Annotated in this window: 8 protein-coding genes; 4 read left to right on the forward strand and 4 right to left on the reverse strand. The window is 72.3% G+C overall.

The annotated features are described in order from the left end of the window. Positions 1 to 24: 24 nt before the first annotated feature. Positions 25 to 1,305: an FxsC protein gene (fsxC, locus tag Dvina_RS02555; protein WP_223100765.1), complete on the reverse strand. Its 1,281-nt coding sequence runs from the start codon at positions 1,303 to 1,305 to the stop codon at positions 25 to 27. A gap of 172 nt (positions 1,306 to 1,477) precedes the next feature. Here fsxC and Dvina_RS02560 point away from each other — a divergent pair, with 172 nt between their 5' ends. After that, entirely contained in the window at positions 1,478 to 2,071 is a 594-nt protein-coding gene (locus Dvina_RS02560) for a class I SAM-dependent methyltransferase (RefSeq protein WP_223100766.1), read from the forward strand. Here Dvina_RS02560 and Dvina_RS02565 read toward each other — a convergent pair. After that, positions 2,043 to 4,472, reverse strand: coding sequence for a Tex family protein (locus tag Dvina_RS02565; RefSeq protein WP_223100767.1), 2,430 nt, complete (start codon positions 4,470 to 4,472; stop codon positions 2,043 to 2,045). The genes Dvina_RS02560 and Dvina_RS02565 overlap by 29 nt on opposite strands. 155 nt (positions 4,473 to 4,627) lie before the next feature. On the opposite strand from Dvina_RS02565, the gene Dvina_RS02570 reads away from it, so the two are divergent. After that, a complete protein-coding gene (locus tag Dvina_RS02570) occupies positions 4,628 to 6,454 on the forward strand; it encodes a sigma-70 family RNA polymerase sigma factor (RefSeq protein ID WP_223100768.1) in 1,827 nt (608 codons plus the stop codon). A gap of 6 nt (positions 6,455 to 6,460) precedes the next feature. After that, entirely contained in the window at positions 6,461 to 6,871 is a 411-nt protein-coding gene (locus Dvina_RS02575; protein ID WP_223100769.1) for a hypothetical protein, read from the forward strand. On the opposite strand, the gene Dvina_RS02580 is transcribed toward Dvina_RS02575, so the two are convergent. Further along, the gene (locus tag Dvina_RS02580; RefSeq protein WP_223100770.1) at positions 6,813 to 8,033 is read right to left on the reverse strand and encodes an MFS transporter; all 1,221 of its coding nucleotides are present in this window, start codon (positions 8,031 to 8,033) and stop codon (positions 6,813 to 6,815) included. The two genes, Dvina_RS02575 and Dvina_RS02580, sit on opposite strands and share 59 nt — an antisense overlap. A 31-nt stretch (positions 8,034 to 8,064) precedes the next feature. Then, positions 8,065 to 11,961 carry a wHTH domain-containing protein gene (locus Dvina_RS02585; protein WP_223100771.1) on the reverse strand — a complete coding sequence of 1,299 codons (3,897 nt, stop codon included), beginning with the start codon at positions 11,959 to 11,961 and terminating at the stop codon, positions 8,065 to 8,067. Positions 11,962 to 12,114: 153 nt separating this feature from the next. Between Dvina_RS02585 and Dvina_RS02590 the strand changes: the two genes are divergently transcribed. Continuing rightward, on the forward strand, positions 12,115 to 13,584 hold the full coding sequence (locus Dvina_RS02590; protein ID WP_223100772.1) for an RICIN domain-containing protein: 1,470 nt from the start codon (positions 12,115 to 12,117) through the stop codon (positions 13,582 to 13,584). Positions 13,585 to 13,734: the final 150 nt, after the last annotated feature.

A 13,734-nucleotide genomic window follows, 5' to 3' on the forward strand; every position in this document is an offset into this window, starting at 1 on the left:
CTTCGCGCTCGGCCCGCGCCGTGTCTACCTGGTCGGCGCCGACAGCAGTGGCGGCTCTTCGCCATCTCTGCCCGGAAGCCGGCGACGCACCTTGCCGTCGCGGAAAAGGTCGTTGTTCGCCGCGACAAGGGCCTCGTGCAGCATCCGCGGCAGCGCGACGACGTCCAGGACGGGCAGGGGGAGGGGGCGGTGGTCGCCGACCTTCGTGAAGTACGGGTCCAGCAGCTCCAGCACCTCAGGCTTCAGCTCACGCCACTGCAGGTAGGTCTCGGAGTCCTGTTCGTTGAGCGGCACCAGGACGACGTCGCGCCGCTTGAACCCGTCGTTGAAGCGCTCCACGGCCCGGCGCTTGGCGGAGCGGGTCACCCAGGCGTCCATGAGTAAGACGAGCAGCTCGTTGTGCTCGCGAATGCTTGCGCGCAGCCTTGGTAACTCCTCGATCGCGCCGATCCGGGCGCCGAAGTCGTTGTCGAGGGCCACGTTCGCCGCCATCCGGGCCAGGGCGGGCGGTTCGGCCAGCGGATACGGTTGCCAGTCGCGATCGCGGTCCTTGTAGAACTCGGTCTGCCGGCGGACGCCGCTCATCTCGGAGCGGGTGCCGGCGGCGATGACGAAGTGGACCATCCGCACCTTCTGGTCGGCTCGGGTCGCGGCGCGGCCGTCACCGGCGGCCGGCAGCGCGGCGACCACGACCGGCCGGTCGGGCACCGCCGGCGCGTTCAGCGCATCGTCGGGCGGGCCGAAGGCGTTGATCGCGGACTCGAACCGCTCGGTCGATGGCAGGACCGGCAGCTCGTAGCGGTCCCGGGCCTGGATGATGTGCTCGGCCAGCGCCTCGATGAGCAGGGCGCGCCGCTGGTAAAGACCGCGCCGGAACCAGTTGAGCAGGCCGTCGTTCGCGTAGCGGGGCCCCAGCTGGTCGGTTGCGTACTGCACCCGCTGGGCCACGGCCGGGAGTCTGGTGTTGCGGACCCAGAGCAACGGCAGCATGACCGGTGGGCGTTCATCGGCCGGGAAGCCGGACAGCCGCTCGTCGAACAGTGACCACTCGCGGCCGCACTGCGGGCTCTTGAAATACGTCGGCGTGCACAAAGCGACAAAGGTGGAGCTGTCCGACAGCGCTCCCATCAGCGTGCGCTCCCACGCGCTACCCAAAGGAATACTCACATTGTCGCGAAAGCCGATGTTGATCTCGTCGCCCACGCCCGCATGGCTGCGAATCTCGTCTGTGAGCTGCGTAAAGAACCGCTCGACGTACGTATTCCAGTCCCGCCGCGCATAGCTGAAGAAGAAGTAGTGGCCCACGGTCAAACCCCCTGGCCGCGTGCTGCTCGCCTGCTCAACCCTGAGCCGTACTTCAGTCTAACTGCTACCACATTGACGAATAATGATCAGTTCAAGATTGGCACAGGTGGGCACGACCAATCAATGGAAATAGCTCGATCGCGTTATTGACAAACATGGGTAGGCTGGGTTCGTGCGTGTGTCGCTGCTGCCCGAGGTGGAGCTCCTACTGGCCGCCGAAGGGGTCGGGCTGTTCGACGCGACAGGGGGCTATCGCAGCGATACGCCGCCGCCGTTCTGGGCCTTCGCCTGGCCCGGCGGGCTGGCGTTGGCGCGGTATCTGCTCGACGCTGCGGAAACCGTGCGCGGCAAGCGGGTCGTCGACCTCGGGACCGGGTCGGGTGTGGTGGCGATCGCGGCCGCGCTGGCCGGGGCGGGGCACGTCGTAGCGGTCGACACGGACCCGCAGGCGTGCGCGGCGGCGTTGAGGAATGCCGCGGCGAACGGCGTGGCGCTGGAAACGGCCGCCGAAATGCCGCCGGCCGACGTGATCGTGGCCGGGGACGTGTTCTACTCGCCGGCCGTTGTCGGGCCGGTGCTCAAGCGGTTGCGGGAATCCGGCGCCGACGTGCTTGTCGGTGACCCCGGGCGCGGGTTCCTGCCCGAGCGGCTGTTCACCGAAGTGGCCGCATACGACGTCCCCGTCCGCCGGGCTCTGGAGGACGAGGACGTCATGCGCACGACCGTGTGGAGGCTGGTTACCGCTTCCGCTTCTGGTCCTTGCTGAGGCCGTCCAGGCCCTTGTCCAGGCCGGCCCGCCGCAGCGCGTCCGCCAGCGCGCCGCCGCCGGTGAACGGCTGCTGGTCGCGGGAGCGCCCGCCACCGCCACCGCCGCCGCCACCGCCACCGCCGCCACTGCGCTGAGGGCGGCCGCCACCCCCGCCGCCGCTGCCCTGCGGGCGCCCGCCACCGCCACCACCGCGCGGGCGGTCCTCGCGGGGGCCGGACTGCTTGGGTGCCGCCTCGTCCTCCAGGCGCAGGGTCAGCGATATGCGCTTGCGGGGGATGTCGACGTCCAGGACCTTCACGCGGACGATGTCGCCGGGCTTCACGACCTCGCGCGGATCCTTCACGAACGTGCGTGACAGTGCCGACACGTGGACCAGGCCGTCCTGGTGGACGCCCACGTCGACGAAGGCGCCGAACGCGGCCACGTTCGTGACCACGCCCTCCAGGAGCATCCCCGGGGTCAGGTCGGAGATCTTCTCGACGCCGTCGGCGAACTCGGCGGTCTTGAAGGCCGGCCGCGGGTCGCGGCCCGGCTTCTCGAGCTCCTTGAGGATGTCGGTGACCGTGGGAAGACCGAAGGTGTCGTCGACGTAGTCGGCCGGCTTCAGCTTGGCCAGGGCGGTGCCGTTGCCGATCAGGGTCTTCACGTCGCCGCCGGTGGTCGCCAGCATGCGGCGGACGACCGGGTACGCCTCCGGGTGGACCGAGGAGGCGTCGAGCGGGTCCTCGCCGTCGCGGATGCGCAGGAAGCCGGCGCACTGCTCGAACGCCTTCGGGCCGAGGCGGGGGACCTCCTTGAGCGCCCGGCGGCTGCGGAACGGGCCGTTGGCGTCGCGGTGTGCGACGATCGCGGTGGCGAGCGTCGAGCCGATGCCGGAGACCCGGGTCAGCAGCGGTGCGGAGGCGGTGTTGACGTCGACGCCGACGCCGTTCACGCAGTCCTCCACCACGGCGTCGAGGGAGCGGCTCAGCTTCGACTCCGACAGGTCGTGCTGATACTGCCCCACCCCGATCGACTTCGGATCGATCTTGACCAGCTCGGCCAGGGGGTCCTGCAGACGGCGGGCGATGGAGACCGCGCCGCGGATCGACACGTCGAGCTCGGGGAGCTCCTGCGAGGCGTAGGCGGAGGCCGAGTACACCGAAGCGCCCGCCTCGGACACCATCACCTTCACGACCGACAGCTGCGGGAACTGCTTCACCAGGTCGGCGGCCAGCTTGTCGGTCTCCCGGGAGGCGGTGCCGTTGCCGATCGCGATGAGCTCGACCTTGTGCTTCTGGCACAGCGCGGCCAGGACCGCGATCGACTCGTTCCACTTGTTCTGGGGCACGTGCGGGTAGATCGTGGCGTGGTCGACGACCTTGCCGGTGGCGTCGACGACGGCGACCTTCACGCCGGTGCGGAAGCCCGGGTCGAGGCCCAGCGTGGCGCGGGTGCCGGCCGGTGCGGCCAGGAGCAGGTCGCGCAGGTTGGCCGCGAAGACCCGCACGGCCTCCTCCTCGGCCGCCTGCCACAGCCGCATCCGCAGGTCGATGCCGAGGTGCACCAGGATGCGGGTACGCCAGGCCCAGCGCACGGTGTCGTTGAGCCACTTGTCGGCCGGGCGGCCCTCGTCGCGGATGCCGAACTTCGACGCGATGGTGGGCTCGTAGAGCGACGGCGCCTCCGGGTCCTGGGACGGCTCCATCACCAGGTCGAGCATCTCCTCCTTCTCGCCCCGGAACATGGCGAGGATGCGGTGGGAGGGCAGCTTCGTGTACGGCTCGCTGAAGTCGAAGTAGTCGGCGAACTTGGCGCCGTCGGCCTCCTTGCCCTCGCGGACCTTCGCCACGAGCCGGCCCTGGGCCCACATCTTCTCGCGCAGGTCGCCGATCAGGTCGGGGTCCTCGGAGAAGCGCTCGACGAGGATGGCCCGGGCGCCGTCCAGGGCGGCGGCGATGTCGGCCACGCCCTTCTCGGCGTCGACGAAGACGGCCGCGGCCGCCTGCGGGTCGACGTTCGGGTCCGCCAGCAGCCCGTCGGCCAGCGGCTCCAGCCCGGCCTCGCGGGCGATCATCGCCTTGGTCCGCCGCTTGGGCTTGTACGGCAGGTAGATGTCCTCCAGCCGGGCCTTCGAGTCCGCGGCCATGATCTGCGCCTCGAGCGCCTCGTCGAGCTTGCCCTGGCTGCGGATCGACTCGAGGATCGCGGCCCGCCGCTCCTCCATCTCGCGCAGGTACCGCAGCCGCTCCTCCAGCGTGCGCAACTGGGCGTCGTCGAGCATCTCGGTCGCCTCTTTGCGGTACCGGGCGATGAAGGGCACCGTGGCGCCGCCGTCGAGCAGGTCGACCGCCGCGGTCACCTGCCGCTCCCTGACGCCGAGCTCTTCCGCGATGCGCTGGTGAATCGAGACCGTCACAGCCAAGCATTGTGCCCCACCCGCCCCGCCCGCACCCAGCAGCTACAGGCCGAGCGCCGGGGCGGGTTACAAGCCGTGACGGAAAGTAGTTTTTCCGGAATCGTTATTGACCCTGCGCCACGACGTCTCCTGAATAGGTCTGACAGGAGGCGCGGATGAGCACGGCCACGGTGATCGCGGCACGAGCCGGCGACCAGCGGGCACTTGATGCCCTGGTCGGCGAGTACCTGCCGCTGATCTACAACATCGTCGGACGCGCGCTGCAGGGGCACGCGGACGTCGACGACGTCGTGCAGGAGACCATGCTGCGCGTCATCGACGGCCTGCCCCGGCTGCGCGAGCCGGACAGCTTCCGGTCCTGGGTCGTCGCGATCGCGATGTCGCAGGTCCGCGACCGCCACCGCCGCCAGACCCAGGCGCCGCTCGTCGGGGACTGGGCCGACCCGACCGACACCGCCGACCCCGGTGCCGACTTCGCCGACCTGGCCATCACCCGGCTGCGCCTGTCCGGGCAGCGCCAGGAGGTCGCCGAGGCCACCCGCTGGCTCGAGCACGACGACCGCGAGCTGCTCTCGCTGTGGTGGCTGGAGGCGGCCGGGCAGCTGGAGCGGGACGAGGTCGTCGAGGCGCTGCAGCTGACCCGCCAGCACGCGGCCGTGCGCATCCAGCGGATGAAGGCCCAGCTCGACGCGGCCCGGGCGGTCGTGCGGGCCCTCGCCGCCAAGCCCCGCTGCCCGGAGCTCACCGCTGTCCTGCACAGCTGGGACGGGCGCCCGAGCGCGCTGTGGCGCAAGCGGCTGGCCCGACACACCCGTGAGTGCCGCCAGTGTGACCGCGCGTGGTCGGACATGGTCGCGGCCGAGCGGCTGCTGGCCGGCGTGGCCCTGGTGCCGGTGCCGTTCGTGTTCAGCGCCCTGGCCGCCGGCACCACGGCGACCACCACCGCCACCACTGCCGCGGTGACCACGACGAAGGCCGGCGGGCTCAAGGCCGTCCTGTTCGGCTGGTTCGCCGCCTCGAAGCCGGTCCTGGTGGGCATCGCGGCGACCGCGGCCATCGCCGGTACCGCGGGTGCGGCCTACGTCGCCACCCAGGGCGACGAGAAGCCGGCAGTCGTGGCCGCGGCTCCCTCGGACTCTCCGACGGTGTCGCAGAGCCCGGCCCCGCCGCCGAGCCAGGCCCCGCCCAGCAGCGCACCGCCCAGCCCGACCCCGGCCAAGAGCACCGTGGCCGCACTGCCCCCGGCGACGAAGAGCGCCAAGAAGGGCGTCAGCACCAACGACAAGTTCGGGGCCAACAACGGCCCGGCGATGAAGGACGTCAAGGCGGCCTGGTACTACGACTGGTCGCCGAACCCGATGTCCGGCGTCTCCGGCGTCGAGTTCGTGCCGATGGTCTGGGGCAGCGGCAACGTCGCCGGGGACCTGGCCAAGGCCAAGGCCAACGGCAAGACGCTGCTGGCGTTCAACGAGCCCGACCTCAAGGAGCAGTCGAACATGACGCCGGCCCAGGTCCTCGACCTGTGGCCGCAGCTGGAGGCGACCGGGATGCGGCTGGGCAGCCCGGCCCCCGCGTTCGGTGCCGACACGCCCGGCGGCTGGTTCGACCAGTTCATGGCCGGCGTGAAGCAGCGCGGCCTGCGGGTCGACTTCATCACCCTGCACTGGTACGGCGGCGACTTCGGCCCGAACGCCGCCAACCAGCTCAAGACCTACATCCAGAACGTCTACAACCGCTATCACCTGCCGATCTGGTTGACCGAGTACGCGCTGATGCGCTTCGACAACGGCACCGTCTACCCCTCGACGGACCAGCAGGTCGCGTTCGTCAACAGCTCGACGGCCATGCTCCAGGGCCTGTCCTACGTCGAGCGGTACAGCTGGTTCCTGCTCTACACCAGCAAGTCCGGCGACACCGGCCTCTACAGCAACGGCACCACCCCCACCCAGGTGGGCGCCGCCTATCGAGCCGCAGGAGGATGATCGGAAATGTCTCTGGACGCGAGATCGAGTGGGGCCGCCGACCTGCTCGCCGCCCTCAACGAGGCGTGCGAGGACTTCCAGATGTACGGCCAGCAGGTCGCGCACGCCCATTCGGTGCCGGGCTCGATGCACTGGGAGCTCATCGGCCGGATCGGGCGCATCGGGCCCGGCGAGTCGCCGTTCGCGCTCGTCGGGGTCGTGCTGCGCTACGAGCGCACGACCGTCGACCTGGGCGTCGACGTCTGGGTCCGGGACGGTAACTTCGAGGTGAGCGGCTACGCGACGATCGATGGGCGGCGCATGTTCATCGACCTGCCCGACGTGCTGACCGATGACGTCGATGAGGCCATCCGGGCGCTCAGGGAGTACACCCGGAAGCTTTGCGCTCATCGAAACGTCCTCGAGGAAGTGGCCTGAGGACGCGGACCAGCACCGCGACCAGACCCAGCAGCACGATCGCGCTGCCGCACGCCACCAGCGCCGTGGCCGCGCCGGTGGCCTGGACGAGCGGCGCCCCGAGCAGCGTGCCCAGGGGCGTGGAGACCACCAGGACGGCTCCGCGCGCGGCGAGGACCGACTGCAGGCAGGCGGCCGGCGTCAGCCGCTGGAACAGCGACATGCTCGCCGTCGGATAGGGCGCCCAGGCCAGGCCGGCCAGCGCCAGCGTGAGCAGGTCGGCCCAGTGCGGCAGGCCGAGGCCGAGCGGCAGGAGCAGCAGGCCGAAGCCGAGCACCGAGCCGATCGCGGCCGGCCACAGCGGCAGGCGGGGCAGGTGCCCGGTGGCGATCGCCCCGGTCACCGCGCCGACGCCGAACGCCGTGTAGAGCATCGCGACCTCCTGCGCCGAGGAGGCGTAGACCGGCACGGCCACCGGCACCGGCCCGAAGAGCAGGAAGAACCCGAACGACAGGCCCATGATCGCGAAGAGCCGCCGGTCCCGCCGGATCGCCGCGAAGCCGGCCAGGCGCCGCTCCCGCGCGGGTAGTGGCGCCGGGGTGCGCACGAGCGCGAACGATACGGCCAGCACCGCGAACGTGGCCGCGTCGACGGCCAGCACGGCGGCCGCGCCCAGCCAGGCGATGAGCAGGCCGGCCAGCATCGGCCCGGCCACCGTCGCCGCCTCCGTGAGCACCGTGAGCAGCGCGTTTGCCGGAAGGTGGAGCTCGGTCGGAAGGACCTGGGCGACGAGGGTGTACCGCCCCGCCGAACCCCAGGCCGACAGCAGCGCGGAGCAGGCCAGCAGCGCGGTGTAGCGGCCGATGGTGAGCCCACCGGTCCAGGCCAGCACCGGCACCGCACCGAGGAGCACCGCGCGCAGGCCCGCATCCAGCGCGGCCAGGTGCGCCCCGCCGCGCCCGCGCAGGAGCGGGGCCAGCAGGATCGCACCGGCCGCGCCCGGCAGCGTGTAGGCCGCGACGGCCAGCCCGATCCACAGTCCCCGCTGGTGGGGCGGGGCGTACTGCAGCGCGAGCCAGCCGATCGCGACCGCACTCATCCCGTCGCCGAGCGCGGACAGCGCCAAACCGGGCAGGACCCGGCCGAACACCCGGTCCCGGACCACCGGCCAATAGGGAGGCATCGATTGATGATGCCCTATGCCCTAGGCGCGGCTACACCCCGCCGGGGCGCAGGCGCGGCAGGCGGCTGTCGACGTCCGGCACCGAGTAGCCGAGTGCCCGCAGCCGGGTGCTGACCTCCTCGATCGGCTTGCGGATCTTCTGGGCCGCGGCCAGCAGGTGGTTGAGCGGCACCGGCTGCGACGCGTCGAGCCACGGACGCGAGCCGTCCAGGTCGGTGCTGGCCAGCAGCAGGTCGTTGGGCTTCACCGAGTCGACGGCGATGCTGCTCAGGTCGACGTCGACGGTGTAGCCGAGCGTCTCCAGCCGGGCCGCGATCTCGTGCACCGGCCGGCGCACCCGGCGGGCGGCCTGCAGCAGATGCGGCAGCGGCACCTGCTCGTCGAGGTCCAGCCACGGCTGCGACCCGTCCAGATCGCGGCTGGTGATGAGCAGGTCGTCGGGCTCGACCTGGTCCAGCGACGGCCCGCCGCCCTGCAGGCTCACCGCGTAGCCGAGGAACGTCAGCCGCGCGGCGATGTCGTGCACGCTGCGGCGGGTGCGCTGGGCCGCACGCAGGATACGGATCGTCGGGATCGGCTTCATCGGGTCGAGCCACGGGTCCGACCCGTCGAGGTCCTCGCTGGTGATGGTCAGGTCGTCGGGCTCCAGGTGGTCGATGAGGATCGCGTCGGGGTCGATGTCGACGCGGTAGCCGCACGCGGCCAGCCGGGTCGCGACCTCGCGCACCTCCCGCCCGGTGGCCTCGGCCGCCCGCAGCAGGTGGATCAGCGGCACCGGGCGCGACGAGTCCAGCCACGGCTGCGACCCGTCCAGGTCGCGGCTGGCCAGCTGCAGGTCCTCCGGCTCCAGCTTCACGACCCCTTCGATCGCGTCGAGGAGCTCGGGGAGCCGGAAGCCGAACGAGCGCAGCCGGGCCGCGACCTCCGTCACCGGCCGCGCGCTGCGCTCGGCCGCGCGCAGCACGTGCACGGGCGCGACCTCCTCGTTGAGGTCGAGCCAGGGCGACGTGCTGTCCAGGTCGCGGGAGATGAGCACCAGGTCGTCGGGCTCGGTGGTGAGCGTCTCCCAGCCGCCGTCGAGCGGGTAGCCCAGCAGCGCCAGGCGGGCCGCTGTCTCGTCGGCCAGCAGCCCGACCTTGTGGGCGGCGCGCAGCAGGTGCAGCAGCGTCACCGGCTCCCGCGGATCCAGCCACGGGTGCGAGCCGTCCAGGTCGCGGCTGGCGATCGTCAGGTCCTTCGGGCCGAACTGCTCGAGCGGCAGCACGTCGACGTCGACGTCCACCTCGAAGCCGAGCCGGCGCAGCCGGGCCACGACCTGGTGGACGCTGCGGCCGGTGCGGTGCGCCGCGCGCAGCAGGTGGACCAGGTGGACCGACTGGTCGGGCTGCAGCCACGGGCGGGTACCGTCGACGTCCCGGCTCGTGAAAATGAGGTCGTCCGGGTCCACGCCGACGGTCTCGGCGCCCACCGACGGCTCGAACCCGAGCTGGTCGAGCCGGGCGGCGACCTCGACGGCCGAGCGGCCGGTCTTGCGGGCCGCCCGCACCAGGTGGACCAGCGGCACGATGTCGACCGGGTCGAGCCACGGGCCGGTGCCGTCGACGTCCACGCTGAGCAGCAGCGCGTCGGACGGCCGGGCCCGCAGCGCGCGCTTCCAGTCGGGCCCGGGCTTGAGCACCTTGCGGTAGCGCCCGCCCGCGGCGAGTGCCGTCAGCCGCCACTCGACAAGCTCGTCGGGGCCGCCGACCGGGCCGTCGTTGGCCACGAAGCAGCCGGTGACGGCCGCGTCGACGGTCTCGCCGTCCATCTCCCACTTGCCGTGCCCGCGCTCGATCGCCTGCTCGTAGATCAGGTCGGCGACCAGCGGCCGGACCGGGGCCAGCCGGCACAGCCACTCGTAGCCCAGCAGCGTCGTGCCGGGTGCGGTGAGTGCGGGCACGGCCTCCCACAGCAGGCGGTCGACGTCGTCCTCGCGGTACGCCAGGATCTTCGTGCGGTCGACGGACAGGCGCGGCGCGAGGTCCCGGTTCAGGTTGACCACCGCCCCGAATATCTCCTTGCCGGCGTAGAGGCCGTCGGCCAGCAGCGCCCCGTTGTTGCGGCACCACCAAACCCGCGAGCCCTCGGCCGCGACGACGCCCGGGCCGACCCGCTCCTCCTCGTCCTCGTCGTCGCCGAGGTCCTCGGCCGCGGCGCTGAGCTCGCCGGGGGCCCAGACCTGGCTCTGCACGCCGTCGGTCGCGTCGGTGGCGAACTCGGCCACCCACAGCAGCTTGCGCAGCTCCTCGACCGCGCTGACGGTCACGCCCTCGCGCAGGTGCAGCCGGACCGTCGTGCCGGTCTCGGTGCCCGGCCCCAGGTCCTGGATGCGGAACAGGCTGCCCGGGCCGGCGATCGAGACCCGCAGCCGCTCGCCGGCCTGCCCGTCGCGGCCCATCCGGCACGTCTCGACGGTCAGCTCGTCGGCGAGCATGAAGTAGCTGAGCACGCCGATGCCGAAGCGGCTGTTCGGGAACAGCTGGACCGGCGGGTCGAGCCGAGCCCACTCGGCCTGCTCCTCCAGGAACTCGGGCAGGTCGGCCAGGCGCACACCGGCCTGCGAGAAGACCTCGCTGAGCTCGCGCACGCCCATGCCGATGCCGTTGTCCGAGCAGTCGAGGTAGCCCCGGCCGTCGGGGTCGTTGCCCTGGGTGAAGCGGATGCGACCGTCCCACGGCGGCTTCTGACCGCCTTGTTCGTTGGTGGCGGCCCGGGTCAGGTACTCGGTGCGGGCCTCGCGGTAGCGGCAGGCGTCGAGCGCGTTCTGGTACAGCTCGCGGATCGCCAGCGCCGGGTCGCCGTAGAGCTGCTCGCCCATCAGCAGCTCCCGGACCCGGTCCTCGGCCAGCCGGAACCGCACGCCGGCCGACTGGTAGGCCGGGACGCCGTCGCGCACCAGCGGCCCGACGTCGTCGGTCGCCGCCCGGTTGGGCAGGTGCCGCAGCGGCAGCATCGCCTCGTCGCGCCCGGTCGCGCGCTGCGCCTCGGCCAGCAGCTGGTTGAGCGTGTCGATGTGCGCCCGCAGCGCCACCTCGATCGACGGGTGCGCGCAGGCGGCGGTGAGCACGAGCGTGGCGCCGCGCAGGTCCCAGCGCGCGCCGCGGACGGTCTCCAGCACCTGGCTCGCGGTGACCGGGTCGCCGATGCCGAGGTGCTCGCCGACGACCTCCGGCAGCACGGTGACCTCGATGGCCAGCCCGCGGGCGATGGCCAGCAGGAAGCCGATCAGGCGCTCGCGCACCTCCCCGTTGACCGACAGCAGCGACTCGGGCCGGTCGTGCCGGTTGAGGAACGCCGGGTCGGCCCGGATCGCCCGCAGCGTCTCGGCGGTGCGCCCGTCGGCCGCGAACCCGGTGAGCGCCGCGATCGTCGCCGGCTGGTACGCCTGCGGCCGCCGCCCGATCCATCGGTGCAGCAGCCACCAGCCGAGCTCGGCCGCGGTCTCCCGGCGCCCGGCCCGGATCGCGGCCAGGGCCCGCCGGTGCGGCTGCGCGTAAGTCTGGGTGAACCGCTCGAACGCGGCCCGGTCGCTCGACGCGTCCTGCGAGGGCTCCAGGTCACCGGGCTCGACGCCGCGCTCCTGAGCCGCCAGTCCATTCCAAAGAACATCGTGCAGCATCGGTACCGTCACGAGGAGCAACGCCTCGGGCCCACTGAACGCCACGGTCTCCGGCAGCAGCGCGATGAGCTGCTGGACCTGCTTCGACATCCGATCGCCGAAGTCGTCGTCCTGCCACGGGTCGTCGCCGAGCGAAGCGCCCGCCCGCCCGCGCGCCGCGGCCAGCTCGCGCGCCAGCGCGACGGCTTGGTCACGGAATGTGGACGCGTCCTCGACGCGACCCCAAACCGTATGCTGCCCCGCATTCGTTTCCCAGCCCGTTGGCACCATGCGGGAAAACTTACCGGCCAACCGCAACGCACTGCGCGGAATACCGCTCGCCGCGATCCGGGTGTGCGCAAATGGGACCTCCGGCCGGTCGCGATTTGGTCCGGGAGCCGCTACGGTGCACCGGGCGTCTTCTTTGTTGGAAGGGGATCGGGCATGTCCGTCGCTGGAGACGGTGACGACGCGGACCAGGCAACCGGACCGCGTGGCCTGCCGCCCGTGGCCGGCCCGCCGCCGCGCCACCGGGTGCCGCCGACGGCCTCCGCGGCGGCCCGGGTCCTCCCGGAGCCGTTCACCCCGCCGAAGCCGGCGATTCCCCACGTCCCGCACCAGCGCCGTCCGGACGGCCCGACCGCCATGGCGACGGCCGCGGTCGCCGCTTCCGCCGCTGACGCCGCGCCGGATCCCGACGAACCGGACCCGCTGCCGGTCGCGACCCTGGCCGGCCAGGCGCGGGCCGACGCCGCCGCCATGGACCGGACGCAGAACCTCGAGTTCATCGTGTCGCTGCCCGGCCTCACGAACGACCCCGACGTCGTGGGCCCCGACTCCGCCGGTCCCGGTTCGACCGGCTCTGGTCCGGCCGGTCCCGGTTCGGTTGGTCCCGGTTCGACCGGCTCCGGTTCGGCCGGCTCCGGTTCGGCCGGCTCCGGTTCGGCCGGCCCTGATTCCGCCGGTGCCGACCTCGCCGGCCGGGACGAACCCGTCGAGACCGTCGAGGGCGAGCTCATGCCCGTCGGCTCGACGATGGCCGCCGACGACTCTCCTACGGTGGCCGACTACCGGGCGCCCGCCCTCACGATCGTCACCGACTACGCCCACGAGGACGCCGACGACTACCGCGGCAGCCGCCGCCGCATGATCCCGTGGCGCCGCTATCCGGTGGGCGCCGTGGCCGTGGCCGTGCTCATCCTGCTGATCCTGGGCGCGGTGGTCTACCAGGCGGTCGGCCGCAGCGACCCGGGTGGCCCCCGCAACAGCTCCCTGCCCGGCCAGGTCCCGGGCGTCGACACGGGCGGCAACAATCCAGCCCCCGCGGGCGGCGCCGGCAGCCCCACCGCCGACGACCCGACCACCGAGCCGGAGACCCAGGCCGCCACCGCCGTCGGCGCCACGCCGACCCGCCCGCAGACGGCCACCACCGTCCCGGCGCTGCCCCAGACCTCCGCCCCGGCCCCGTCCACGGCCGCCACGACGAGTTCACCGACCCCGCCGCCCCCGGTCGCCCAGCCGCCCCAGGGCCACATGACCGGCGCGCAGTCGCACAAATGCCTCGAATACCGCAGCGGCTCCGGCAACCGCGTGGTCCTCGACAACTGCTCGTCCGACGGCAACCAGCAGTGGAAGCTGGTGGGCAACCCCGCCACGGGCGCCACGCTCGTCGCCGACAACGGCATGTGCCTCGACGTGGCCAACGCCGGCACGGGCAACGGCAACGCGGTCCAGGTGTACGCGTGCAACAACTCGGTCGCCCAGAAGTGGGTCCGCCGCGCCGACAACAGCTGGCAGAACCCGAACTCGAAGCGCTGCCTGTGGCCGTCGAACAACGGCACGGGCGCCGGCACCCCGCTCGTCATCTGGGACTGCGTGTCCGGCGCTCAGAGCCAGATCTTCACGCTGGCCTGATCCGGCCGCCCCGGCGGGTGGCCGCGCCGGCCACCCGCTTGCCGATACGATGATTTGGTTACGCGTCGCTCGCGCTTTTCACCGCTTCGGGCGCCGAATGTGAAACTCCGCCGAATCGCCGGCCCGGGCCGCTCATGCCCGGCGTCGGCA

Source organism: Dactylosporangium vinaceum (assembly GCF_019904175.1).
GTDB lineage: Bacteria > Actinomycetota > Actinomycetes > Mycobacteriales > Micromonosporaceae > Dactylosporangium > Dactylosporangium vinaceum.

Bases quoted from the DNA above. Each gene is read 5' to 3' on its own strand.
- Dvina_RS02570 (WP_223100768.1), top strand. From the start codon at position 4,628: ATGAGCACGGCCACGGTGATCGCGGCACGAGCCGGCGACCAGCGGGCA.
- Dvina_RS02590 (WP_223100772.1), top strand. From the start codon at position 12,115: ATGTCCGTCGCTGGAGACGGTGACGACGCGGACCAGGCAACCGGACCG.
- Dvina_RS02585 (WP_223100771.1), bottom strand. From the start codon at position 11,961: ATGGTGCCAACGGGCTGGGAAACGAATGCGGGGCAGCATACGGTTTGG.
- Dvina_RS02580 (WP_223100770.1), bottom strand. From the start codon at position 8,033: ATGCCTCCCTATTGGCCGGTGGTCCGGGACCGGGTGTTCGGCCGGGTC.
- Dvina_RS02575 (WP_223100769.1), top strand. From the start codon at position 6,461: ATGTCTCTGGACGCGAGATCGAGTGGGGCCGCCGACCTGCTCGCCGCC.